15 protein-coding genes are annotated in these 25,808 nt (G+C 51.5%); 13 read left to right on the forward strand and 2 right to left on the reverse strand.

Annotation, left to right across the window (positions count from 1 at the left end):
- Positions 1 to 16: 16 nt before the first annotated feature.
- Entirely contained in the window at positions 17 to 4,618 is a 4,602-nt protein-coding gene (locus ACN0YN_RS01730; protein ID WP_417383250.1) for a DEAD/DEAH box helicase, read from the reverse strand.
- A 454-nt stretch (positions 4,619 to 5,072) separates the two neighbouring features.
- Here ACN0YN_RS01730 and ACN0YN_RS01735 point away from each other — a divergent pair, with 454 nt between their 5' ends.
- From ACN0YN_RS01735 to ACN0YN_RS01780, 10 genes are all read left to right on the forward strand, one after another.
- Positions 5,073 to 7,373 carry an NfeD family protein gene (locus tag ACN0YN_RS01735; protein ID WP_417383251.1) on the forward strand — a complete coding sequence of 767 codons (2,301 nt, stop codon included), beginning with the start codon at positions 5,073 to 5,075 and terminating at the stop codon, positions 7,371 to 7,373.
- Between the two features lie 330 nt (positions 7,374 to 7,703).
- On the forward strand, positions 7,704 to 7,973 hold the full coding sequence (gene rpsO / locus ACN0YN_RS01740; RefSeq protein ID WP_417383252.1) for a 30S ribosomal protein S15: 270 nt from the start codon (positions 7,704 to 7,706) through the stop codon (positions 7,971 to 7,973).
- Between the two features lie 54 nt (positions 7,974 to 8,027).
- Positions 8,028 to 10,163: a polyribonucleotide nucleotidyltransferase gene (gene pnp, locus ACN0YN_RS01745; RefSeq protein ID WP_417383253.1), complete on the forward strand. Its 2,136-nt coding sequence runs from the start codon at positions 8,028 to 8,030 to the stop codon at positions 10,161 to 10,163.
- A gap of 141 nt (positions 10,164 to 10,304) precedes the next feature.
- Positions 10,305 to 11,039, forward strand: coding sequence for a sensor histidine kinase (locus tag ACN0YN_RS01750; RefSeq protein WP_417383254.1), 735 nt, complete (start codon positions 10,305 to 10,307; stop codon positions 11,037 to 11,039).
- 165 nt (positions 11,040 to 11,204) lie between these two features.
- Positions 11,205 to 12,635, forward strand: coding sequence for a sigma-54-dependent transcriptional regulator (locus ACN0YN_RS01755; protein ID WP_417383255.1), 1,431 nt, complete (start codon positions 11,205 to 11,207; stop codon positions 12,633 to 12,635).
- A 282-nt stretch (positions 12,636 to 12,917) separates the two neighbouring features.
- Positions 12,918 to 13,646 (forward strand): TetR/AcrR family transcriptional regulator, encoded by a 729-nt coding sequence (locus ACN0YN_RS01760; protein ID WP_417383256.1) that lies wholly within the window; start codon positions 12,918 to 12,920, stop codon positions 13,644 to 13,646.
- Positions 13,621 to 14,976: an efflux RND transporter periplasmic adaptor subunit gene (locus ACN0YN_RS01765; protein ID WP_417383257.1), complete on the forward strand. Its 1,356-nt coding sequence runs from the start codon at positions 13,621 to 13,623 to the stop codon at positions 14,974 to 14,976. Before ACN0YN_RS01760 ends, ACN0YN_RS01765 begins: the two co-directional genes overlap by 26 nt.
- A 62-nt stretch (positions 14,977 to 15,038) precedes the next feature.
- Positions 15,039 to 18,206: an efflux RND transporter permease subunit gene (locus ACN0YN_RS01770; RefSeq protein WP_417383258.1), complete on the forward strand. Its 3,168-nt coding sequence runs from the start codon at positions 15,039 to 15,041 to the stop codon at positions 18,204 to 18,206.
- Positions 18,207 to 18,305: 99 nt separating this feature from the next.
- Positions 18,306 to 19,403 carry a sialidase family protein gene (locus tag ACN0YN_RS01775; protein ID WP_417383259.1) on the forward strand — a complete coding sequence of 366 codons (1,098 nt, stop codon included), beginning with the start codon at positions 18,306 to 18,308 and terminating at the stop codon, positions 19,401 to 19,403.
- A gap of 316 nt (positions 19,404 to 19,719) precedes the next feature.
- Positions 19,720 to 20,859, forward strand: a complete 1,140-nt coding sequence (locus ACN0YN_RS01780) for a DUF3179 domain-containing protein (protein ID WP_417383260.1) — start codon at positions 19,720 to 19,722, stop codon at positions 20,857 to 20,859.
- Positions 20,860 to 20,938: 79 nt separating this feature from the next.
- Here the strand turns inward: ACN0YN_RS01780 and ACN0YN_RS01785 are convergent, their stop codons facing one another.
- Complete coding sequence (locus tag ACN0YN_RS01785; RefSeq protein WP_417383261.1) at positions 20,939 to 22,261, reverse strand: PQQ-binding-like beta-propeller repeat protein; 1,323 nt, start codon at positions 22,259 to 22,261, stop codon at positions 20,939 to 20,941.
- 740 nt (positions 22,262 to 23,001) lie between these two features.
- Here ACN0YN_RS01785 and ACN0YN_RS01790 point away from each other — a divergent pair.
- The 3 genes from ACN0YN_RS01790 to ACN0YN_RS01800 all read left to right on the forward strand — a co-directional run bounded on the left by ACN0YN_RS01790 (position 23,002) and on the right by ACN0YN_RS01800 (position 25,777).
- On the forward strand, positions 23,002 to 23,991 hold the full coding sequence (locus ACN0YN_RS01790; RefSeq protein ID WP_417383262.1) for a DUF1559 domain-containing protein: 990 nt from the start codon (positions 23,002 to 23,004) through the stop codon (positions 23,989 to 23,991).
- 196 nt (positions 23,992 to 24,187) lie between these two features.
- Complete coding sequence (locus tag ACN0YN_RS01795) at positions 24,188 to 24,577, forward strand: hypothetical protein (protein ID WP_417383263.1); 390 nt, start codon at positions 24,188 to 24,190, stop codon at positions 24,575 to 24,577.
- A gap of 210 nt (positions 24,578 to 24,787) precedes the next feature.
- On the forward strand, positions 24,788 to 25,777 hold the full coding sequence (locus tag ACN0YN_RS01800) for a DUF1559 domain-containing protein (protein WP_417383264.1): 990 nt from the start codon (positions 24,788 to 24,790) through the stop codon (positions 25,775 to 25,777).
- Positions 25,778 to 25,808: the final 31 nt, after the last annotated feature.

Raw genomic sequence — 25,808 nt, forward strand, 5'->3', positions numbered from 1 at the left:
GTCACCGTTTCTCATATCACAGAAAAGAGGGACGTGGCGATTTTTTATCTGTGGGGCTTGTATCGTTACCAGAAGGGATCAGCTGGTCTTCTGCATTAGACTCGGATTCTGATTCTGCTTCCAGTGCATCGGTGGAATTCTCGTCCTGCAGCTGTTGTCTGTTGAGTTCCTGCTGGAGGGGGAGCCCGAATCCCAGGATCAGTTCCCGCTTGAGTTTCTCTGAAACTTTTGTCAGTAGAAACAGTTCTTCATTCTTGGCCCAGGCAACCAGATTCCCGTTCCACCAGGCAATGCGATTGGCAGGAGTCGCCGGTACGCGTGCATCTTTGGTAAGAATCCCTGTCAGGTTCAGCGGGTCGGTAGCCGACAAGATCGTCAACTCGTCGCTGGTGGGATCGTCACGCAGTTTGCGCAGTTCCTGAATCGTACCCGACATGGCGAACTGCTCACCCGCCACACCGGTCACAAACCGGCCGCCTCGTATTTCGCCACGCGCTTCCAGGCGGCGATAAACCTGCAGCAGTTCAAACCAGCGCGGTGCCCCCGATTCCTTACTGAGTAAATCGCGAAAGACCACGCCCCAGCGTCGCAGCAGCTGCCAGGCCCATTGCTCGACATATTCAAAGTACTGCAGACTGCGTTCTTCCACTTCGCCGCTGGCTTCCCGTCGCCAGATCGACCAGCGTCCGGTGTTGTTCGGCGTCGATCTTTTGCGCACCAGACCAATTCTCGACTTGCGGGAGGAACGTCTGGTTTTAGAGACACGATCTTCCGTAAACTGTCGCATGCCCGAGAAACTGTCCGAAGTGACCAGTCCGCGGGAGATCAGTTCCCCCAGTGAATCGGCAATCTGTGAAGGCATGGATTGTGTTTCCGCCATCAGGTCTGCAGCAAACAGGGCGCCCCGTCGCGTTAACAGTTCCTGAACTTCCTGGGCCGGGCTGCTCAGATAGTGTTCGGTTTCGCTCTCTTCCGGACTGGATGCGACCTGGTTGAAGTTGGTCAGCCAGGGGATGTCTTCTCTCAGAAAGAAGGAGACGGGGGCATTACGCGTGATGCCGGTCATCGACTTGCCCTGGTCCGCTGAACGGCGGGGAGGATACAGTCGACCCCAGCCCACTTCGCCGGTAAAGCAGAGCTCATCCAGTTGACTGCTCTGATAATTCGACAGTCGGGCGGGCAGGATATCCCGTTCCCAGCAGATCGCCGGGATATCGATGCCCTGCAGCATCGAGAGGACTTCAAACAGACCATTGGTACCCGACCGTTTTTCGTCCCCCGTCAGACCATGTAATCTGGTCAGGTATTGAATCAACACGCTGACATCCACGGGTTGAACCTGGACCCGTAATCCCTGCAGTGTCAGACGATGGATGCGGGACAGCAGTCGTCGGTGACACCATTCTTTGGGCGGAGCAGGGGATGTCTCATTTTTTGTTTCTGCAGTCTCAGACTCATCCAGGCTCTGATCCCAGTTTGGATCTTTGACGCGGAAATAGCCCTGCATGGCGATACCTTCGCCTTCCAGTGCCATCAAAGCGGCTTCGGTCTGCGCGTCTGTCATGCCGGCTTGAGTTGCCATTTCAGCAACCGTCAGTGGTCCACAGTTATCTAAAAGACCACGGATGATCGAAGTGCGGGCCTCCGTCGATTCCCATTCCTGCTGCACGCCGGCGGGAACATTTACAGGTGGTGCATGCTGGCTCTCCGGGAACGCAGCCAATGCCGCCGGCAGTCGTTCCGTAGCAACCCAGCTGCGGAAAGGCGCTTGTTCAGGCTCTGTGTTTGATCGAGTCAGAGTGGTGGCTCGTCCGGTCGCTTCCAGTTCCTGATACCAGTCGACCCATTCCGGATGTTCCTGGATGGGGAGATGAATGCGTCCGAGCAGCACATCGTGGAATTCGTCAGCGTTCCGCACGACAGGTTGCGCTTCCTGACAGACCTGCGCGATCGCTTCAGGCGAGAGTCTGCCCAGGTCCTCCACGCTTTCGACCGAAAGGGTATGCCTTGTCGCGACAGCACGGGCACGACGTTCCTGCGCTTCGCCTCCATCCAGAAAAGTATAGGGACTGGAGTTGAGCAGTTCATAACAGAAGGGGGATGGCTCCCGTGTATCACGGGGGATGAGTTTGACCGTTCCCTGTTCGATTTCGAGCAGCACGTTTTTTAAGCCGTCGATATCGAGTTGCTCATTCAAACAATCGGTGAGCGTCTGATCGACAAGGATGTGATCAGGGCGGACGATTTCGCCGATTTCGTTTTCGGGGCAGCCTGTCAGTCGTGGGAAGACTGCGGTCAGTAAGTCTTCAGCACGAAATCGCTGCAACGGAGGCGGAACTTTTTTGCCGTTCTGCATCCGTGAGACGAGCAGGGCTCGCGTGACATTCCATCGCCAGCGTACGTGGAACATGGGGTGATCCAGAATCGCCTGCTCAGACAACTGCTGCACATTTCGGGTATTGAGCATGGAAAACAGGCTCTCCAGCGGAAAGCTGTGCTGCGGCCCCAGAGAAAGAATGATGCCGTTATCGTCGGCCGTGGCTTGCAGTTCAAAGTTGTAGGAGCGGCAGAACCGTTTTCGCATGGTGTAACCCCACGCGCGATTGATGTCGCCACCAAAGGGAGCATGAATTACCAGTTGCATGCCCCCCGATTCATCGAAGAACCGTTCAAATACAATCCGTTTTTGTGTGGGCACCACTCCCAAGGCTGCTTTTTCTGCCTGGACGTATTCCACAATCTGCTTGCTGCCCCATTCGTCAGTGTTGGTTTCGCGGGAGAGCCAGAGGATCGCCTGTTCGGTATCTTCGATGCGGCGTTCGAGTTCTTCTCGCAGGTGAGAGATTTCCGTCGAAAGTTCCAGAGAACGACCGGGCGCTTCACCAAACCAGAACGGAATCGAAGGGGGTGCGCCATGCGCGTCGACCACGGTGACATCCCCGCCCCGCACGTAGCGCACCTGCCAGGATGTGTTTCCCAGCAGAAAGATATCGCCGGCCATACTCTCGACAGCGAAGTCTTCGTCCACGGAGCCGACCACGGTCTGATCTTCTTCAGTGACTACACGGTATGACGCGATTTCAGGGATCGCGCCGCCATTCATCGTGGAGACGAGGCGAGCATTTTTGCGGCTGCGGATGCGGTTCTGAACCTGATCATGATGCAGATAGACGCGGCTGCGACCGGATGTGCTACTGATCCCTTCACTGAGGAACTGAATTGTGCTGTCAAAATCTTTCCGCTTGAGATTGCGATATGAATAAGATCGTGTCAGGGCTGCGAACAGTTCGTCTGTGTTCCATTCCTGGCAGGAGACTTCCGCGGTGATCTGTTGCGCCAGGATATCAATGGGAGCTTCCGGCATGCGGACGGTGTCGAGAATTCCCTGTTTGATCGAACGAACCAGAGCCATGCTTTCTACGAGTTCGTCGCGCGAGAGTGCAAAGATCCGCCCTTTGGGAACCAGTCCCAGCGAATGCCCGGAGCGGCCGATACGCTGCAGAAAAGTGGCGATGCCGCGCGGCGAGCCGATTTGCACCACCAGATCGATGTAGCCGACGTCGATCCCCAACTCCAGGGAGGCTGTCGCAATGACGGCTTTCAGCTCTCCGCTTTTCAGTTTCTGTTCGGTACGATGTCGAATTTTCGCAGACAACGAGCCGTGATGGCTGCCCACGACTTCTTCTCCCAGCCGCTCGGTGAGCTGATGAGTGATCCGTTCTGCCAGGCGGCGGGTATTCACGAAGATCAACGTGCTGTGATGCGAGTTGATCAGTTCGACAATCTGTTCCAGGACTTCCGCCCATTGTTCGTGAGTGCAGATCGCACTCAATTCAGAGGGGGGAACCTGAATGGCGACATCCAGTGTTCGTGCGTGTCCGATATTGACAATGCGGCAGGTCTGCTCGGGGTAGTCAGTCGCAGTTTCAGCAGGGGGATCGGCGGTGATTTCGATTTCGGGACGATTTCCCACCAGATACTGCGCGACACGATCTAACGGTTTCTGCGTCGCAGACAGGCCGATCCGTTGCAGTGGATGCTCGACGAGTGCTTCCAGCCGTTCTAAAGTGATCGACCAGTGCGAACCCCGTTTGTCTCTCAGTAAAGCGTGTATTTCATCGACGATCACCGTCTCGACCGTTTTTAGTGTTTCCCGGCTTTTGGAACCGGTTAACATCAAATAGAGTGATTCCGGAGTCGTTACCAGGATGTGAGGCGGTCGTTTGACAATCGCGGCACGCTGGGAAGAGGGAGTATCTCCCGTACGCAGGCCGACACGGATGGGGGTGAAGATCTCGCCAGCTTCTTCTAACAGTTGAGAAATCTCTTCCAGCGGCTGTGTCAGATTACGGTGCATATCATTCGACAGTGCCCGCAGAGGCGAAACGTAGATGACAGAGATTTCATCATCCAGGTCGCCGGCAAGCGAACGTTTGACCAGACGGTCAATAACCGACAGGAACGCAGTCAGCGTTTTACCACTGCCTGTCGGAGCCGAGATTAAAGTGTGCTCACCCCGATTGATACAGGGCCAGCCCTGCTGTTGTGGTTCGGTCGGACCCTGAAACCGTGTCCGGAACCATTGTTCGATGATGGGGTGATATCCGTAAAATGACATGACTGTCCTTTGGAGTGTCGATTAAGAGTTGCGTCTGTATTGTAAGACGTTGAATCTGAGAATTTAACCTGTTTTCTCTGAAAATCTTCCGGTTTCAACTTTCTGCTCGCGCAGAGAACGTAATGCCATGTCGGTTCTTCAATTGGTTGCTGCCCGAACGAAGGATTCTGTTTGCGTGTCTATTCCAAAAACAGGGAAATTGTGAAGTTTCTGCATCTTGGGGCGTTCCATGGAAACAGCAGCTTATTTCACTCCGGAAAATCGTCTATAATTGGGGAAATGAATTGATCTGACGGATGTAAAATCTCGTTAAAAAGAGTACACCAGATGATCAGTATCTGGCTATGATACAATAATAAAGGATATTGAAACCGTTCCGGGTCCCATTCCGGCTTCAACGCCGAGGGATCACTGGCATTGCATATCTCATATTGATAACGGTGAAAGTCACACGATGAAACATGTCAACCAGATGCTACTGGCTATTATTCTGGGACTGCTGGTGCTCAATGGGAGTTCCACTCTCCGGGCTGACCCGGCTCCCTCTGATAAAAAAGAAAAGCAGCCTGCAGAAGAAAAGAAAAAAGCAGATGAGGAAGCTCCCCCTTCCAAGCCGGCATTGTTTATGACCATCGAGAGTCCGGTGGGGGAGGTGACATACGGCAGAGTTACCAACGCGGCTTTATCACTTCAGAATGAAGCGGCCAAAACAGGACAGAAAGGGTATCTGGTCCTCCAGATCTCTCCCGGCTCCAGCCCCTTTCATCAGGTTCAGGGACTGGCCAAGTTTCTGGCTTCCGCTCAGTTGACCGATTTGAAAACCATCGCCTGGATCCCGGAAACCGTAATCGGAAATAACGTCGTGCTGGCGCTGGCCTGTGATGAAATTGTCATGCATCCCGATGCAGAGCTGGGGGACATCGGTTACGGGAAAGCGCTAGACCGGGATGAACGTGAGTTCGTACTGTCCATTGTTGAAAAAAGGCACAATGCCAAGCTGAGTCGTGCCTTGGCGCTGGGGATGATGGACCCGCAGCAGGCTGTCCTGAAGGTGAAAATCCAACAGGGAGAAGGGGAAAATCGGCAGATTGTATCCCGCATTGTGACTCCCGATGAATTGAAACGGCTGCAGGATAATATGGCCGTGATTACCGACGTCGAAACCATCAAAGAAGTCGGATCAGTGGGAGTCTTTTCCGGAAGCAAAGCCCGCGCTCTGGATGTACTGGTTCAGCAACTGGCACACACACGCGGAGAACTATCCGAATTATATGGAATTCCCCGCGAGAAATTACGCGATGATCCGACCCTGGGTGATGCCCCCAAAGTCATGCTGATTAAAGTGGATGGAATGATTGAACCACTGCTGGAGGCATTCCTTGAACGGCAGATCAATCGAGCCGTTAATTCCGGGGCGAATATGCTGGTTTTCGAGATTGATTCAGGGGGCGGCTACCTGATGTCGGGAACGAATCTGGCAAATATGATTGCTAATCTTGATTCCAGGCAGGTGAGAACCGTGGCTTATATTCCCGATCATGCCATGAGCAGTGCCGCCATTATTGCACTGGGCTGTGACGAAATCTTCATGCGCCCGGGCGCACAAACAGGGGACGCCGGTCCTATTGAAATGAAAGAAGATGGGCAATTCGAGCACGTACCGGAAAAAATCCTGAGTTCGCTGCGTGTGACTTTGAAGGATCTGGCTGAGAAAAAAGGGCGACCAGCGGCAGTCTGCGAGGCGATGTCCGATAAAGACCTGATTGTCTATGAAGTGACCAACAGTAAAACCGGTCAACTCTGGTATATGAGCGAAGATGAAATCCATCAGTCCAACGGCGAGTGGATTCAGGGACCTGCTGTACCTGAATCCCGGAAAGCAAACCTGTTAACCGTTAATGGAGTACGGGCGCACGAATTGAAAATTGCCGAACCCCCTGTCCGCGATATGGATGAACTTAAACAGCGACTGGGAATTCCCGCGGATGTCAGGTTGAAGGCCGTTGGGCGGACCTGGGTTGATACTCTGGTCTATGTATTAAATACCCAGATCATTACCTTTTTGCTGTTCATCATGGGGGCGATCTTCGTCTATCTGGAACTCTACACGCTGACTGGCTTGTTCGGAATTATGTCAGCAGTCTGTTTTGGTCTGTTTTTCTGGAGTCGCTTCCTGGGAGGGACAGCCGGTTATCTGGAAGTGATGATCTTCAGCATTGGTCTGATCTGTATTCTGCTGGAAATATTTGTCATCCCCGGTTTTGGTATATTTGGGATTTCGGGCGGACTCCTGGTAGTGGTTTCGATCATTCTGGCCAGCCAGACCTTTGGCGATTTCAATACTCTCAATCCCGGTTCTGATTTTGCCACCATGTCTGGTACGGTGGGGACGATGAGTGCTTCACTGATCACGGTGATCGTGCTGGCGCTCGTATTGAATCGATTTTTACCCGAATCCAGATTCATGAGTTCCATCGTCCTGGCACCGCCGGGGGATTATCAGCAACCAGCTGCACATGAGATCCAGCTGGATCCCAAACTGCTTCCCGAAAAACCGGGTTTAAAGGTCAAAGGCCTCCAACTCGAAGTGGGAATGCAGGGGGTGGCATGCTCCGTTTTACGGCCGGCAGGGCGGGTTGAAATTGATGGCGTCTGGGTCGATGTCATCAGTGAGGGGCCGTTTATCCAGTCTGGTGCCACGGTGGAGATCGCACAGATCCAGGGGAATGAAGTGGTTGTGCGTGAAGTAACCTGATACTTTTAAATGGTTTACGTTAAACGGACTGTGGCGGAAGCCTGGTGTTCTCCTGTTTAAACAGGTCAAGATTACGAAAAAAAGCAGCCTGTCTGATTCTATTCAGTCAGTTTTCGTAAACGGGGTAGCGTATCCATTGAATAATCTATTCAAATTGCTACATTAAGTACCTTAAATACCCTGAAAGCTAGCGTAATAGCTTTGTTTTCTCTCGCCATTACCAGTCTCAGATGAAGTCAAGACACGGACGTAGTGGCTGTCTTTGCATTGGGTTTTCCCCGATCTTCTCTGTTTGTCAAGTGGTTTGTTTTAAAGGTTTAGGTTAGAAGAATGTCAGTCACGCAGGAACGAAGAGCAGAATTGATTCAAGAATATCAGTCCAAAACAGGGGATACCGGATCTGCTGAAGTGCAGATTGCTGTACTTACAGAACGGATTGTTAATTTAACAGAGCATTTACGGTCAAACGTGAAAGATCACGCCAGTCGTAGAGGTTTGCTGCAGATGGTAAGCCGTCGCCGCAGCCTGCTGGATTACTTGCATAAAAAGAATGCAGAAAGCTATAGGGAAATTCTGGAGAAGTTGAACATCAGAAAATAGTTTCGTTGTTTGCTGCTCTGTGTCGGTTTGTCGGAAAAGAATTAGGAAAATATTGTGAAAGTAGTTGTTGAATGTGAGGTTGGCGGACAGAAACTTAGTCTTACAACTGGTCAGTTAGCGAAACAGGCAGCTGGTGCTGTTCTGGTTCAGTATGGTGAAACAGTAGTCTTTGTTGCAGCTGCAACAGGCCCGGGCAGACCCGGAGCCGATTTTTTCCCACTGACGGTTGATTATCGGGAACGCGCTGCGGCTTCCGGTAAGTTCCCCGGTGGATTTTTAAAACGTGAAGGTCGTCCTACGACCAAGGAAATTCTGACGGCTCGTTTAACCGACCGTCCTATTCGTCCGCTGTTCCCGAAAGGGTTTTACGACGAACTGCAGATCCAGTCCAACGTGATGTCCTGCGACGGCATCAATGAACCGGACGTGCTGTCAATCAACGGTGCCTCAGCGGCGCTGTGTCTCTCACCTGTGCCCTTCAAGGGCCCCATCGGTGCGGTTCGCATCGGTCGTATTGACGGTGAGCTCATTGTCTTCCCGACACACGAGCAGATTGCCGAAGGCGATCTGGATCTGATCGTGGCCGGAACCGTCGAGTCGGTGCTGATGATCGAAGGTTTCGGAAACCAGATTCCGGAAGACGAAATGGCAGAAGCCATTATGCTGGCTCACAAAGAACTGGCAAAAATCTGTAAATTACAGCTGGAACTGCGGGAAAAAGCAGGGATCGAGCCCTTCGAATACGAAGCCCCTCCGGAAAACCCGTTTACTGCCAAGCTGGATGATGCCATCTTCCAGAAACTCAGTTCTGCCATGCAGAGCACTGTGAAGGCAGAGCGACGTGATGGTGCGAAAGCAATCGAAGAAGAACTGATTGCCAAATTCTTCCCGGAAGGTGCCGAAACAACAGAAGACGGTGCCACGATTGGAGAATTCAAAGAAGCATTCCACGATCTGGAAGCCAAAGCAGTCCGCGAAATGGCGATCACCGGTCGCCGACTTGATGGACGGGCCACTGATGTTCTGCGGGATGTTTCCTGCGAAACAGGTGCCCTGCCACGAGTGCACGGTTCTGCAGTCTTTACGCGTGGTGAAACTCAGTCAATGGCTACAGTCACGCTGGGAACCTCACGGGATCAGCAGCGTGTCGACGGTCTGTTTGAAGAAGAACTGCAGCGGTTCATGCTGCATTACTACTTCCCCTCATTCTCAGTTGGTGAATGCCGACCGATCCGGGGACCAGGACGTCGTGAAATCGGTCACGGTTGTCTGGCAGAGCGTTCCGTGGCACCCGTGCTGCCGAACGAAGAAGATTTCCCGTATACGATCCGCGTGATTTCCGACATTCTGGAATCAAACGGCAGTAGTTCAATGGCTTCTGTCTGCTCCGCCACACTGGCTCTGATGGATGCCGGTGTACCACTGCGACAGCCGGTTGCCGGGATTTCCATTGGTCTGGTGACCAAGGGGAAAGAATATAAGATTCTAACTGACATCATCGGCGACGAAGACCATTTCTGTGATATGGACTTTAAAGTAGCCGGTACTCAGAAAGGGATCACCGGAATTCAGCTGGACCTCAAGAATGACGGCATCAGCGAAGAAATCATTCGTGCCACTCTGGATCAGGCGAAGAAAGCCCGTCTGGAACTGCTGCGAACCATGCTGACGGCCATTCGTCGTCCGCGTGCTGAGATTTCTGCTTATGCTCCCCGTCTGCATCAGACCAAGATCAATCCCGAGAAAATCGGTCTGTTGATTGGTCCTGGTGGAAAAACGATTCGTGCGATTCAGGAAGAAACAGGCGCCACCATCGACATTCAGGATGATGGTACTGTGACTGTTTCCGGCGGCAATGTTTCTGTGGTTGAAAAAGCCATGGCTCATATCGAAGCTCTGACAGAAGAAATTCGCGTCGGACGGATCTATGACGGTGTGGTCAGTTCCATTAAAGAATTCGGTGCCTTCATCGAGATTGCTCCCGGTAAAGATGGACTGTGTCACATCAGCGAACTGTCTGACGGATTCGTCAAGTCGGTCAGCGATATCTGCAAAATGGGTGACCGTCTGCAGGTAAAAGTGATCGCCGTTGATGATCAGAATCGTGTCAAACTGTCCCGGAAAGCAGTCCTGGCTGAACAGGCCGGCGAAAGCAACGGAGATGTTGATACTGAAGCAGAAGAAGAGTAAGAGAAGCTTCTCTTTAATCTGAGAAAATAAAAAACGATGAAGGAGCTCGCCGTGAGATGACTTCATCGTTTTATTTTTGTAGATACGGTACTGGCAGTGGTTTGCCGGCGACCTCTTTTCCTGGACGATCTGGATAATTCTATGACAAGATCATCAGCAATCAATGACAGTCCGTTGAGCGCACAAGAGCGTGAAAAGTTTGAGGCGCAGTATTCGGAAATTGCGACGCTGGCAGGGGGGCTGGCACATGAAATCAAGAATCCACTCTCGACGATGAGTATGAATCTGGAACTGCTCACTGAAGATCTGGAAACGCTGGATGTCCCTGCAAAACATCGGATGCTGAAGAAGGTGGAAAGCGTCCAGAAGGAGTGTAAGCATCTGCAGGATATTCTGGATGCCTTTCTGCAGTTCGCCCGTGTGGGAAAACTGGCATTGAGTTCAGCGAACCTGAATGAACTGGTGAGCGATTTTATTGACTTTTTCCGTCCTCAGGCGCGTGAAGCCTGCATTGAAATCAGCCCGCATTTCGATGCCGACCTGCCGCAGGTCCAGGTGGATCACGCTTTGTTCCGGCAGGTCTTGATGAACCTGGCCCTCAATGTGATTCAGGCCATGCCCGATGGCGGGTTGATTGAACTGCAGACCTCGCATAAAGACGGGATGGTCTATCTCGACATCATCGACAACGGAAAAGGCATTGATGAAAAAGTGAAATCGCGGATTTTTGAAACGTTCTTTTCCACGAAGCCGGGAGGGAGCGGACTGGGACTGCCGACAGTCAAAAAAATCATCGATGCACATCACGGGAAAATTGAATGCGAAAGTGAACTGGGGAGAGGAACCCGTTTCACGATTTCATTTCCCGTTTGCTGAAGTTTGACAACTCCCGGGAATTTATTTGTATTTCTGACTTGAATATGATGGGGGCTGACTGGTCCGACAGCGATTCGTTTTAATCAGATTCGTCATGTTCCACTGATGTTCTCCGCGGGAAAATGAATTTCCCCAACCAAACTGGAAAGGCAGAGAGTCCGCTCAATGAGCTCGAAAGACGCCACGGAAACCGATCTGGAATCGATCGTCATTCGCGTACTGATTATTGACGACGATGAAGCCCATGCGCAGGCCGTTGCAGAAAGTCTGGAACGGGTTGGCTGCGACTGTAAAATCGCTACTTCCGGCGAACAGGGGGCCAAGCTGATCGAAAGCGAAACCGCGGATATCGTGATTACCGATCTCCGCATGGATGGCGTCGACGGGCTGGCGATCCTGCGAACGGCAAAAGACGAACTGCCCGATGCAGAAGTCATTGTGCTGACCGGGCACGGATCGATCAATTCAGCTGTGACTGCCATGCAGCTGGGCGCTTATACCTATCTGACCAAACCCCTCGATATCAATGAACTGCGGAACGCTGTCGAGAAAGCATCCACGCGGGTACGCCTGATGCGTCGGAATGCGGAACTTCATCGGCGACTGGATGAGAAATTTGGCTTTGAAGGGGTGATCGGAAACACGCCTCAGATGCATAAGATCGTCGACAAACTGAAAAATGTCGCATCAACGAACAGTACCGTACTGATCGAAGGGGAGAGCGGCACGGGAAAAGAACTGGTGGCCCGCGCGATTCATCAGAACAGCGAACGCAAAAGCAAGCCATTTGTGCCCCTCAATATTTCTGCACTGCCTGACAGTATTCTGGAAAGCGAACTGTTTGGTCATGAGCAGGGAGCATTTACCGGAGCGGTGGGTAAACGAATCGGTAAGTTCGAACATGCGAACGGAGGCACGCTGTTTCTGGATGAAGTCGGCGAAATGCCCATGCAGACACAGATCAAACTGTTGCGTGTTCTGGAGGATCGAAAGATTGCCCGTCTGGGGATGAATGAAGAGATCAGCCTGAATGTCCGACTGGTGGCTGCTACGAATGCCGACCTACTGGAGATGGTGAAAAAAGGGACGTTCCGCCAGGATCTGTATTACCGGCTCTCCGTCGTCAAAATCGAACTCCCTCCTCTGCGTGAGCGACGGGGGGATATCCCCCTGTTGACGGATCATTTTCTTAAGGAACTGTCTTCGCAGTACCACAAACCCTACGATGGCGTTTCCCGCGCTGCCCGTCGGGCCCTGATGTCCTACGACTGGCCTGGCAATATTCGCCAGCTCAAAAATGCCGCCGAGCGCATGCTGGTGCTGGACACCGATGGCATTCTGGATCTGGATGACCTGCCCGAAGAAATCGTGCCCATCACAGGACCGGAGGGTGACAGTGGTTTTATCTCAGATCGTTCAGGCGCTGACTTCCTGATCGGACGGCCTTTCTCGGAAGTCGAACGCTACTACATCGAACGGGCCCTGGAACTTGCCGACGGCAAGCGGGAAGAAGCTGCCAAGATGCTGGGGATCGGGGAACGAACCCTGTATCGCAAGCTCAAGGAATATCAGAAGCAGCGGGAAGAGCAGGCATAGAAAATTGCGGCGACACGCCAGCTTCCCTGAATTCTCAAATTGACGCAACGTACGAAAGCTTTTTCAGGAGACCCCTTTTGAGACGAGGCTGTTTTTTCTGAGTCTGCATGTGTCTTCTCTATGGTTCTTTTGAGATAAGTCTCTGATATGAAATGGGATAGTGCCTGTTGTTACGTGCGGTTTACGGGTGCCTCAGAGGTCACTTCTTCGCGTAGTCCTGCAATGTGAATTATTTCGATTAATATCTTGACATAAAATGACGATCCGTCAAAATAGTGAGTTATGAGTACCCGAGAACGCAAACAACGTGAAAAGCAGGAACGCGAAGCGAAGATCCTGGAATGTGCGCGCCCGATGTTTATCGAAGGCGGGTATAACGGTCTGAATATGGACCGGCTCACCAGTCTGCTGGAGTACTCCAAAGGAACGATTTATAACCACTTCTCCTGTAAAGAGGAGATTATCATTACTCTGGCGATTCAGACGCTGGAAAAACGACTGGCGATGTTTCAGAAGGCATCTCTGTTTCAGGGAACTTCGCGCGAGCGGATTGCCGCCATCGGCGCTGCGGCTGAGCTGTTCGTAAAAACTTATCCCGATCATTTCTGTGTTGAGCAGACAATTCGACTCGATTCGATCTGGGATAAAACGTCAGAAGAACGTCGTAAGCTGATGTCAAATTACGAACACCGCTGCATCGGAATCGTAGGCGGCATCGTGCGGGATGGAGTCGCTCGAGGCGATGTGATCCTCGGAGATTCTGCCACGCCTGAAGAAATTGTGTTCGGTCTCTGGTCGATGTCTGTAGGCGGTTACTCGATCATCACGACCAGTAACTCACTCAGTGAGCTGGGGATTCCTGAACCTTATGAAATGCTCCGCCGAAATTTTAATCGTTTTCTTGACGGAATTCAGTGGCAGCCACTGAGTACCGAAGTCGACTATGACGCGGTTTACGATCGTGTTACCCGGGAGGTGTTTGGAAATGAACTTCAGCACAACACAGTCTGAGTCGTTTTTTTTTGGAAACAAATTGACGTTTCGTCAAAAAATAACACGGTATGGTAAGCGGTTCGCTCTGGCTGGTGCAGTCATGCTACTGGCGGTTTTCATGGGGTTATTCCGGGGGAATCTACACAGCGCCTTTTCCACAGAAGTCCCTGTGAAGCAGACAAAGCAGTCTGGGGTACCGGTAAATGTCATTGAGCTGCAGCCCGTTGATTCCTTTTCACGCAAACGGAGCTATACCGGAAAAGTGACGGCGGCCCGTACCAGTGAACTGGCGTTCGAACGGAGTGGCAAGCTGATGGAAATTGTCGTCGATGAAGGGGAACCGGTTCAGGCAGGAATGGTACTGGCCCGACTCGATACCCGGCATCTGCAGGTGATCCGGCTGAAGCTGCAGGCAGAGCGCGACGCTGCGCAGGCGAAGCTGGATGAACTGGAAGCAGGACCGCGACCTCAAACAGTGGCTGTCGCAGAAGCGGAAGTCAGACAGCTGAATGCCCGGCTCAAAAATCTGCAGGCAGACCACGCCCGAAATCAGCAGTTACTGAAACGTAATGCGATTTCCAGTTCCGATTATGAAGCCTCTCAATATGAGGTGGAGCAACAGCAGGCGCAACTTGATGCAGCCCGGAGTCGACTGTCTGAATTGGAAGAGGGGACCCGTAAAGAACAGATTACAGCCCAGGAAGCCGTGGTGGCCAACCTGGATGCCTCACTCGAAGACAATCAGGTCGATCTGGATGATACCGTACTCAAAGCCCCTTACGGTGGTCGGGTTTCAAAACGCTATGCCGATGAAGGGACTGTCATTTTTCCTAATGCGCCACTGTTCCGCCTGGTGGAAGATCAACAGTTGGAAGCACACATTGGTGTGCCCGTGGAAATGGCCGTTCATCTGAAGCATGGAAGTCAGCAGGAAGTGGGACTGAACGGCAAGCTCTATCAGTCGACTTTGAAGGCGATCCTGCCTGAGCTGGATCCGGTAACGCGGACGCAGGAAGTGGTATTATCACTCAATAAACTGGCTGCAAAACAGCTCGTTCCCGGACAGGTGATTCGCATTGAAATCTCTGAACCGGTCGAAATGCAGGGGTTCTGGCTCCCCCTCAGTTCCCTGGCACGGGGGGAACGGGGGCTCTGGTCTGCGTACGCAGTGATTGAAGGGACAGAGCCGGGAGAAAAAGTTCTGGAGAAACGCCAGCTGGAAGTATTGCATACGGAAGACAACCGGGTCCTCGTACGTGGTACTTTGAAAACCGGCGATCTGATTGTAGTCGATGGCATTCATAAACTGGCAGGCAATCAGCGTGTGGTCATCAAAGACCGTCGTTGAATCAGAATGACAGTCATGCAGTTCTCAGTCGTATAACGTTGAACGGGCAGGGGAATCAAATCATGCTGGATGGGTTATTTTATCGAAATCGGCGGTTGCTCATATTGCTGGTCGCGCTGATTACCGTGGCCGGTCTCTCCAGTTACTATGTGCTGCCGCGAATGGAAGACCCCGTGCTCACCCAACGGGTCGCGCGAGTCAATACCCGCTTCCCGGGCGCTGACGCCACCCGTGTGGAATCGCTGGTCTCTGAAAAGCTGGAAGAAGAACTCCGCGAGATCGACGAGATCAAAGAGCTGCGGACCATTTCCCGCAGCGGAATGTCTTCGATGACGATTGAACTCCGCGATGATGTCTACGAGGTCGATGAAGTCTGGTCGCGGATCCGGGATAAAATTGATGATGCCCGGGTCGAATTTCCAGCCGGTGCTGAAGAACCTGATTTTGAAGAACTGGAAGTCAAAGCCTATGCCTTGATCGTGGCGCTGGTGTGGGACAATCCCAATGCAGTCAACTATGCTGTGTTGCGTCGTTCTGCCAAGCAGTTGGAAGATCGACTGCGGGCCATTTCCGGAACTGAAGACATCGATACGTTCGGAGATCCGGATGAAGAGATTGTAGTGGAAGTCCAGCCCGACAGGATTGCATCGCTGGGATTGAGCGTGACAGAAATTGCGCGGCAGGTGGAATCTTCTGATGCCAAGCTGACTGCCGGCCAGTTGCGTGGCACGAAAAGCGATTTACTGATTGACGTCGACTCCGAACTGGATTCTCTGTCCCGCATCGCCAACACGCCGGTGCAGTTTGGTTCGGAAGGGCATTCCGTGCAGCTGGGAGATATTGCGACCATTCATAAAGGAGTGGCATTGCCGTTGAGCAGTCTGGTGATTGCGGACGGCAAGCCGGCGGTGACGCTGGGAATGTTTGTCCGGGACAGTGTGCGGATCGATCATTGGAATCAGGCGGCGAAAGCGGCGCTGGCTGAGTTCGAACAGTCGCTGGCTGACGATGTGAGCGTACAGACACTGTTCGATCAGAACCGGTATGTCGAGGCGCGTCTCAGCGGGCTCGTCTGGAACCTGGTGCTGGGCGGACTGGCAGTGATCGCGGTAATTGTATTCATGATGGGGTGGCGAAATGCGCTGGTGGTGGGAACCGCCTTGCCGTTATCCGCGTTCATGGTGCTGGCGGGACTGCGTTTCCTGGATATTCCCATTCACCAGATGTCGGTCACCGGTTTGATCATCGCGCTGGGATTACTGATTGACAATGCGATTGTAGTGGTCGATGAAGTCCGGGCCAAATTACATACGGGAATGGCTCCCGAGGATGCCGTGATCTCAACTGTGAAGCATCTGGCGATACCTTTGCTGGGGTCAACTTTGACGACGGTCCTCGCGTTTGCACCAATCGCATTAATGCCCGGACCTGCCGGCGAATTTGTCGGGTCGATCGCCATCAGTGTGATTCTGGCAATCTGCAGTTCGTTCTTCCTGGCAATGACGGTAGTTCCCGCGATCGCGGCTCTGTTTGCTGATCCGAATGAAGATCCGGCACACGCACACTGGTGGCAGGTGGGTTTCAGTCATGCTGGTCTGCGCGACATGTATCAGAAGTCGCTGGATTTTCTGTTTGCACGTCCTGTGCTGGGGGTGGCGCTCGGATGTCTGCTGCCGATCTGTGGCTTTATCGTAGCTGGCTCACTGCCCGAGCAATTTTTCCCGCCGGCAGACCGCGATCAGGTGAATATTGAACTGGAACTGAATGCGCATGCGTCATTGGCAGAGACGCGGCAGACGATTGAAACGATTCGACAGGTCGTGCTGGAGCATCCCCAGGTGAAGGGGATCGAATGGTTTCTGGGAGAGAGTGCTCCCCAGTTTTATTACAACATCGTAGCCAAACGCGAAAACGCTTCGAACTATGCTCAGGCACTCGTGCAGTTAAATACAGCCGCGGGGGGTGAAGCCCTGATACATGAACTGCAAAGGGAACTGGATCGCAAGGTACCGCATTCACGAGTTCTGGTGCGTCAGCTGGAGCAGGGGCCTCCCTTCGATGCACCGATTGAAGTCCGCCTGTTCGGGCCCGACCTGCATCAGCTCAGTCAGAGTGGGGATGAGCTGCGGACGATCTTGAGTCGCACGACGAACGTACTACATCACAAGGCGGAACTCGCCGATCCCCTGCCGAAACTGACATTGAAGATCGATGAGGAACAGGCGCGACTGGCGGGGCTGGATCATGCGGAGATCTCGAACCAGTTAAATGCGGCTCTGGAAGGCTCGCTGGGAGGGAGTATCCTCGAAGAGACAGAAGAACTGCCCGTACGCATCCGTGTGCCACAGGCGCGGAGAGAAGCGATCAACGAGATTGCTTCACTGCAACTGATTTCCAGTAAAAAGAGCGAAGACGGACAGCCTCAGTTTGTGCCGTTGACGGCGATTGCCAAAGTCAAAATGTCTTCTGAAGTGGCCGCCATTTCACACTTCAATGGTGAGCGGATGAATGAAGTGCAGGCTTATCTGAAAGCGGGGGTTCTGCCTGCAGAGGCACTGGCGGAATTTCAGTCGAAGATGAAACAGGCTGGATTTGAACTACCGCCCGGCTACCGACTGGAGTGGGGAGGAGAAGCATCCAAGCGGGATGACGCCGTTGGAAATCTGATGGCGAATGTCGGCGTGCTGATGGTCCTGATGGTGGCGACGCTGGTGCTGTCTTTCTCTTCCTTTCGCGTAGCAGCGCTGGTGGGAACGGTTGGTATCCTTTCCATTGGTCTGGGGCTGGGGATGCTCTGGCTGTTTGGTTTCCCGTTTGGGTTCATGGCGATTGTCGGTTCGATGGGACTGGCGGGGGTCGCGATTAACGATGCCATTGTGGTGCTGGCCGAACTGCGCGCGAACCCCGAAGCCCGCAAAGGGAACCGGATCGTAGTTCGCGATGTTGTTCTGCGTTCGACGCGGCATGTGGTCGCCACTTCACTCACAACGGTCGCCGGTTTTGCACCACTGGTCATTGCGGGAGGCGGCTTCTGGCCTCCGCTGGCGATTACGATTGCCGGCGGTGTTGGCGGTGCGACGCTGCTGGCCCTCTATTATATTCCCTCGGCTTATATCCTGGTGATGTGCCGCCAGTGTCCGCTTCGCGCGCCAGCAAGTGAACCGGCGCAGGCAGACAGCGAGGCAACCCTGTTCTCGAAACTGAAAGACCGTTTACCGGTATTACGCTGAAAAAATGATGGACGCGAAAACATTCAATTCTGTATCATGGAGCGGTACTGGTTTATTTCGATCACGTTTCATGTCATGGAAAGATTGTCAGGTGTCCTCATGCGTCTCTACACGATTTGTTTTGCCGTTTTCGTGCTGACTTTTGTCTGTCATTCAGAACTTGTTGCAGAAGAACCGCATGTTCTAAAGCAGGTGGTTGCTGTCGAAAACGTTTGTGCCTGGCCTAATCTGACGCTGCTGCCGGACGGAACGATCATCGCAGTCTTTCACAATCAGCCCAGCCACGGACAGCAGGAAGGAGATATTGACTGCTGGGCCAGCCCGGATGGTGTAAACTGGGAGAAACGCAGCACGGTAACGCAGCATGAGCCAGACACCGTGCGAATGAATCATGCGACGGGACTGGCGAAAAATGGCGATCTGATTGTGCTCTGCTCCGGCTGGAGTAATCTCAAACAGACAGAGCGTCCGAAACAGGCGGCATTCCGAGATGACATTTTGAGAAGCTGGGTGCTGCGGTCCAGTGACGGGGGACGCACATGGACGAAAACGGAAGCTTTTCCTCCAGCAGAAGCGGGGTGGTCTGAATATATCCCTTTCGGTGATATCTGGGTCGGCGCAGATGGGGCTTTGCATGTCTCCTGTTATCAGGGGGAGTTTAAAAATCCCCGCCAGTCAACCAAAACGAAAGGCTGGAAATCATCACATTTAAGAAGCGACGATGACGGCCGAACCTGGAGTGTGGTTTCCGTGATTGGTCCGGCACATAACGAAACCGACTTGTTTTACCTGGGCGGGAAAAACTGGCTGGCAGCAGCGCGCATCGACAAAATGGAACTGATTCGCAGCACTGATAACGGAGTGACCTGGCAGAAACCGCAACCTGTGACCGGGCGCAATGAAATCAACGGACACCTGACCCGTTTGAATGACGGACGCCTGCTGCTGAGTTACGGCATTCGTGTGAACGGGGCGCGGGGAGTCTGCGCGAAACTCAGTAGCGATGAAGGACAAACCTGGAGTGAACCACTCCGAATCTCGCATACAGCAGATGGCGGAGATTGCGGCTATCCCTCCAGTATCCAGAAGGATAACGGCGAGATTGTGACGGCCTGGTATTCCAGTAATTCACCACAACATACAGGGTATCATCTTGGCGTGACGGTCTGGAAAGTGCCTGACGGAAAATCGAAATAAGCAGACAGGTGACTGTCGTTTGCGATTCTCGTCAGCCAGCGACAGAAACTTTTCTGGCATTGATTGTGAGCTGTTGAAGACTTACTCTTTGTCTATGAATTGATTCCTTTTAAGTTAACTTTCCAAACGAACTCTTCACAAAAATTTCAAAAATTGCTTTCCAATATTACTGGCAACTTAGTATTGTCTAAGCTCAAGTCAGTTCCTGATTGCGAATTTCTTCGCCGCGTTTATCTGCTTTTACTCTGATTGTGTTTTAAAGATTGCATGTCAAGCCTCGCGAGATGCAGTCGATCTACATACGAAAGCGCTTGCAATGGATTCCTCTCATCTAAGTGAGGAGGTGACGGTTCAGGATCCGTCAACTGATTCCTCACCGTCGACTGCATCAACTGATAAGCCATCTCAGTCGACATTACTGTTGATTGCCTTTTCAGGCCTGTTGTTTGCCGGCTGGTACGGATGGGTCAATCAGGTCTATTTTCTGGCATTCTGGCAGAATCGTCCTGTGGCCGCTCTGACACAAAAGCCCGAGTTCAATGTGGAAGGTCTGATGTTGTCACGCGATGAAATTATCAACGCACACATTCCCAAAGATGGAATTCCCGCTTTAACGGCTCCTGACTTTGTTCAAGTCACAGAGGCGACGTTTATGAAACCAGATGATCGAGTAGCAGGAGTCTGTTTCGAAGGTGAGGCCCGCGCCTATCCACTTAAAATTCTGGACTGGCATGAAGTCGTGAATGATCAGATTGGTGAAACCTCATTCATTGTGACCTATTGCCCTTTGAGTGATTCACTGGCGGTTTATAACGGAGTGGGACCCGGCGGAAAAATTGAGTTCGGAATCTCAGGTTACCTTTTTAACAGTAATCAACTATTGTATGACCGTACCGGTTCCGGTGAGACGGATGGGCTCTGGTCGCAGATGATGTCTCAGGCTATTTGTGGCCCGCGAGTACAGGAGTCGCTGATGTCTCTGCCGGTAGAACTGACGGCATGGCATGACTGGCAGAAACGCTACCCCGAGACAAAGGTCCTTTCAAAGGAAACCGGTTTTCCCTTTGAGTATCAATCGGGAACTTACGCTGAGTATCTGGGGAATGACAGATTGCTCTTCGAAGTCAGCAGGCAGGATCTTCGTCTTCCGAAAAAAACACCACTCCTGGGGATCTGGGCGGGTGACCGAAAACGGGCTTATCCCGTGACCGCTTATCAACATCTGAAAGAAGTGACCGAGTGGGAAGAAGAACTGGATGGGAAAAAATTCACACTGGCGTATCACCCGGAAGCAAAATCATTGCGCGTGGTGAAGTCGGAGGCAGGACTCAACTGGATGTATGCCCTGTGGTTTGCCTGGTACGCTTTTTACCCCGATACAGAGGTCTATCCCGAATCAGAATATGCTGTTGCGAATGAAGTAGAAAAGCCGGTTCTTAAACTCCTCGCGGATTGAGTGACTTGCTGAAACAGCATTACGAACTCCCTCTGGTCACTGATTCTGCATGACCAGAGGGAAACATGAAAGAGCGGCGTTATTTCTTGAGATTGACGCGAACCAGTTCCTTATCATTTCGGGCAAAGAGAGACTGGTTGGCAAACGCCGGATGACTCCAGACAACGGGGCGTCCGAACGCTTCATTGGTTGGTTCCAGCACATGGAAACGGCTGATTTCTTTGTAACCTTCCGGAGTGAGATCAGCGAGAATCAGATCTCCTTTTTCCGTGAACAGGAAAAAATGCGCATCATGTTTCACAATAAAGGCGGTTGCATGTCGATCGCGTCTGCCTGCATTAGTCACGTCTTTGGTTGACCAGCGTCGACTGCCATCTTTCAGATTGACGGCCACAAAATCACCCGACTGAATATCGCTGCCATAAACGGTATCGTCAACGATATACGGTGTGCTGTTGCAACAGAATAGAGCGGAGCGCGGTTTCCCTTTCCAGACGACTTCTGCAGCAGGTTGTTCGTCTCCCTTGAGTTTGATCCAGGCGGCTTCGTCACCGATCGCAGAGACATAGAGAAAGTCTCCCTGTTGTCGGGGGACTGTCACAGACATTCCATAACCGGGTTTGAGGGGGAGTGACCAGTAGACTTTGCCGGTTTTGTGATTCAACGAGTTTAATGAGCCTGGATGCCAGATGAGCAACTGTTTCGTTCCGTTGTGGGTGATCATCGTCGGAGGGCAATAGCCTGTTTCTGAATGATCGAGCGCACGCCAGAGTTCTGCGCCGGTGTCTTTATTAAATGCGACGGCAATGGAATCTTTTCCTCCAACCAGGCAGTATAGCGTATCGCCATCCACAAGTGGGCTCGCGGAGTGACCCCAGAACGGAGATTTGGCCTGGTAGTCTTTTTTGAATTCTTTTTTCCAGACGACTTTGCCTGTTTCTGCATCCAGACAGGTCAGGTTTCCTTCGGCTCCCAATGCATAGACCTTGCCATCAGCAACTGTGGGGGTACAGCGTGGACCAGCTGCGTAGGAAATTTCATACGGGCAATTGTATTTATATTCCCAGATGACCTTTCCTGTATCAGCAGAGAGGCACAGGATGCGCTCTTCACCCTGCAGGCTGGAAGCGCCCCCCGGGTTATTCTCAACCTTCCCCGACTTTTTCAGGTAGTCCATTACATAGACTCTGTCGCTGACAACCGCAGGACCACTGTAGCCTAACCCCACGGGAACTCGCCATTCCACCTGCAGGCCGGAATCAGGAAAGACATCAACGATATCAGTTGCCTGCCACTGACTGGATCGATCCGGGCCGAGCCACTGAGGCCAGTCTTCAGCAAAACCAGATGACGAACCAATGAGCAGCAGAGCAGTTACAAAAGAGAGAATACGCGTCAGCATGATTAGGCGTTCCTTTTCCGGGCGGCGGCAATTGAGATCCAATATTCCAGAGAACTGAATCTGTGAGATGTTTTCAGTCACTTTAATTATTGATCAGTGAATGATCAACGTTCCGATTATATCCCGTCCAACATGTTGAAGAGTGAAGAGCAGGTGAAGTGCACGTAATCATGCATCAAACCGACCTGCACCTGATATGGACATTTAAGATTTCATATGAGACGAGAGAATCTGCTTTTGATACAGAAATTCAAAAAATTTCTAAGCGGTGATAAGTTGCTGTTCAAACAGGATGATCTGTTCAAATGATATTAATCGAAAATTCACGAAACCTGTTTTTATACATGGTTTTGTGGCACTTATTTAAATGGGGGTGTTCAGTATTGGCGTGGAGGTAAATACCCCGTGATTTGAAGTAATTAAAATTTATTAAGTCTTTATTTATTAATGGTTTACGTTATTGCTGGTTAATTTTTTTGACAAATCAAAAACCGTTGTTTAAATAAGTGGACAAAGTCGGTGTTTCAGTAATGTTTCCACTCTTTGAGTGCTTCTATCTGTTCATGATAGCTGATTATTTTCAATCGCTTCCATCATCACAGTCATTTCCAGTTGATCCTTCAGGGGCCGTCCATTTTTTAAGCCAGGTTCAGTCTTCCTGAGATCTGAGCATCAATGAGGTAAACCAAACTTAGTGTTTCCTTTTATTCTTTTCTTTGTTTATCACGCGGGAGAGCATTATGAAAAACGAAAGAGGTCATCGTCAGAAAGCCGGTTTTACTTTGATTGAGTTGCTGGTTGTAATTGCAATCATTGCGATCTTAATTGCCTTATTGCTACCGGCTGTGCAACAGGCGCGTGAAGCTGCCAGAAGAAGCACCTGCAAAAACAATCTGAAACAGATGGGGCTGGCTTTACATAATTATCATGAAACGCACAAAGTATTTCCCCCTGGTGCCATTGTGACAACAAGCGCTTCTGGTTCAGGTACCAGTACCCAGTGGACGCCATGGCTGGAGGCTGGTAATACAACCGGTGTGGCGCTGCATGGGACCAGCTGGATGTTAATGATCTTGCCGTTTGTTGATCAGTCTAACATCTACAATAAATGGAATTTTAGAACCAATGTTATCGGAAACCGTGCGCAGGCAGAGGTCGATATTCCCGGATTTTACTGTCCAACACGACGAAGTAAGGTCCGGAAGAACGAATTGAGACTTCAGTTGGGAGAAGATCCATCGGCAACGTCACCAGTCAACGGCTTTACCAAAGGCGGCACTGACTATGGTGCATGTATTGGATCTGGAAACAGCTTTGGTGATGGTTCGGCTGGTCACAATTTATTAGATTCTGACTGGAGTGGTTATTTGAGTGGTGGTGAGTTGGGTATTTTTTACGCGAACAGCGATACTCAAATCCGGGATGTAAAGGATGGAACGACCACCACCATCATGACTGGAGAAATGCAACGTTTAACCAGCAGTTCCTGGAATACGACGCGGAGTAACGATGGCTGGGCAGTTGGCGGTGTGAGTAACATCTTCGATACTGACGCCGGGAGCAATGGCATCAATGGAAATCATTTCCAGGGACCGGGCAGTGATCATGCTGGTGGTGCGCACTTTGGCATGGCAGATGGTGCGGTTCGCTTCATTTCCGAAAATATCGATGCGACAACTTTCCAGCGTCTTGGCAATGCCGACCAGGGGGCGATTGTTGGTGAGTTTTAACCAGCGTGTGTCCCCGTTTACCGTAGTGTCTCCAGGACATTTGAGATATCAGGATTGTCAGAAGAATTGTCTACGGTAAGCGCTTACGTTTTGTATTTATCAGGAAGAGAAAGCATAGAGAACGGATCGTGTTCTCTATGCTTTATAAAACCAGATAAAACTTTAAGAATTACATCTCGATAAGGATTTATTCAATATGCAATCAATACAGGGGCTTTGTAAGGCTGTTATTTATTTCATGATTATCGCGTCTCTCACTGCATGCGGTGGAGGGATCGCTCCCCCTGAATTAGGACAGGTGACTGGAAAGGTGACCCTGGATGGTGTCCCGCTGACTGATGCCAGTGTGACTTTCATGCCTGAAAAGGTGCGAGCTTCTTCCTGTATGACGGACAGCGAAGGAAAATTTGATCTGGTTTACATCCGTGATGAAAAAGGAGCCGCGATTGGTCATCACAAGGTGATCGTGAGTAAGCTGAAAAATGAAACGGAAGTTATACCGGAAGAGTACAACAGCGAGACAGAATTGACGGCTGATGTCAAATCCGGGACAAATGAAATCAATTTTGATCTGACTTCAAAATAGAAGAGAGGCAACGCCTCTGAATTTAAGTGATTGATCATGTTTTGTGGCTGCAGACATCCACAATTTTGTGATGCGATTTAGCCTGTGTCCCCGTTTACAGTGCGTCTAATGAGAGTTTCAGCTTTTAGAGGACGTAATGGTATGAGAGGACGCGCACTAGATAATTATTTTCATTTCATCTTCATTTCTATTATCTAAAAGGGCTTGCGTATGTATTTTCGGAACAGAAAATCAGGGTTTACATTAATAGAATTACTGGTGGTGATTGCCATCATCGCCATTCTGATAGCTTTGCTGTTGCCTGCAGTACAGCAGGCGCGGGAAGCTGCCCGGCGCAGTACCTGCAAGAATAATCTGAAACAGATTGGCCTGGCGCTGCATAACTATCACGAAATTCATCGCGTGTTTCCCCCGGGCGCGATTGCGACCACAATGACTTCCACGGCATTTAATGTCTGGGGGGATGCGGGAAATACCAGTGGTGCTGGTCTGCATGGGACAAGCTGGATGGTTCAGATTCTCCCGCTGGTAGATCAGGCCAATATCTACAATCAATGGAATTTTAATACGAATGTGATCGGGAACCGGTCTGCTGCTGAAAATGATCTCCCCGTTTTTTACTGTCCCACGCGTCGGAATAAAGTCCGTAAAGTGGATCAAAAAATTATGATCGGAGAAAACCCGGGTACCACAACGCCCCCCTCCAATCGCCTGCAAAAAGGGGGCTGTGATTACGGCGCCTGTATTGGTGGTGGAAATGGCTGGGCCGACGGAGATCTGATCCACATGACACACTGGACCAATTCCCTGATCGGGACATTTGGTGGGGGAAGCCAGGGATATCTGGGGATGTTTTCCGTGAACAGCGATACGGCGATTCGCGATATCGATGATGGAGCGTCGAACACCATTATGACGGGAGAAGTTCAGAAGCTGCATGGATCAACGGCACCCAAAACCAGTCATGACAGTTGGGCCGCCGGTGGCGTGGCGAACATGTTCGATACCGGGATTTCCGGAGGGACCGCGGGGGGATTTAATAACAATTTCTACCAGTCTGCCGGCAGTGATCACACGGGAGGCGCTCATTTTGGCTTCGCCGATGGGTCCGTTCACTTTCTCAGTGAGAATATGAGCTCCCAGGTTTACCTGGAACTGGGAACAGCCGACGGAAGAGAAGCCACGAAGTTTGTTCCCTGATCCCAGGATGAAATCCAGAACTGAGGACCGC

Source organism: Gimesia sp. (assembly GCF_048260065.1).
In the GTDB taxonomy this organism is placed as follows: domain Bacteria; phylum Planctomycetota; class Planctomycetia; order Planctomycetales; family Planctomycetaceae; genus Gimesia.

Excerpts from the sequence above, each read along its gene's own strand:
- ACN0YN_RS01750 (WP_417383254.1), top strand. The coding sequence starts at position 10,305 with ATGACAAGATCATCAGCAATCAATGACAGTCCGTTGAGCGCACAAGAG.
- ACN0YN_RS01770 (WP_417383258.1), top strand. The coding sequence starts at position 15,039 with ATGCTGGATGGGTTATTTTATCGAAATCGGCGGTTGCTCATATTGCTG.
- ACN0YN_RS01765 (WP_417383257.1), top strand. The coding sequence starts at position 13,621 with ATGAACTTCAGCACAACACAGTCTGAGTCGTTTTTTTTTGGAAACAAA.
- ACN0YN_RS01795 (WP_417383263.1), top strand. The coding sequence starts at position 24,188 with ATGCAATCAATACAGGGGCTTTGTAAGGCTGTTATTTATTTCATGATT.
- ACN0YN_RS01755 (WP_417383255.1), top strand. The coding sequence starts at position 11,205 with ATGAGCTCGAAAGACGCCACGGAAACCGATCTGGAATCGATCGTCATT.
- rpsO (WP_417383252.1), top strand. The coding sequence starts at position 7,704 with ATGTCAGTCACGCAGGAACGAAGAGCAGAATTGATTCAAGAATATCAG.
- ACN0YN_RS01800 (WP_417383264.1), top strand. The coding sequence starts at position 24,788 with ATGTATTTTCGGAACAGAAAATCAGGGTTTACATTAATAGAATTACTG.
- ACN0YN_RS01785 (WP_417383261.1), bottom strand. The coding sequence starts at position 22,261 with ATGCTGACGCGTATTCTCTCTTTTGTAACTGCTCTGCTGCTCATTGGT.
- ACN0YN_RS01735 (WP_417383251.1), top strand. The coding sequence starts at position 5,073 with ATGAAACATGTCAACCAGATGCTACTGGCTATTATTCTGGGACTGCTG.
- ACN0YN_RS01790 (WP_417383262.1), top strand. The coding sequence starts at position 23,002 with ATGAAAAACGAAAGAGGTCATCGTCAGAAAGCCGGTTTTACTTTGATT.
- ACN0YN_RS01760 (WP_417383256.1), top strand. The coding sequence starts at position 12,918 with ATGAGTACCCGAGAACGCAAACAACGTGAAAAGCAGGAACGCGAAGCG.
- ACN0YN_RS01730 (WP_417383250.1), bottom strand. The coding sequence starts at position 4,618 with ATGTCATTTTACGGATATCACCCCATCATCGAACAATGGTTCCGGACA.
- ACN0YN_RS01780 (WP_417383260.1), top strand. The coding sequence starts at position 19,720 with ATGGATTCCTCTCATCTAAGTGAGGAGGTGACGGTTCAGGATCCGTCA.
- ACN0YN_RS01775 (WP_417383259.1), top strand. The coding sequence starts at position 18,306 with ATGCGTCTCTACACGATTTGTTTTGCCGTTTTCGTGCTGACTTTTGTC.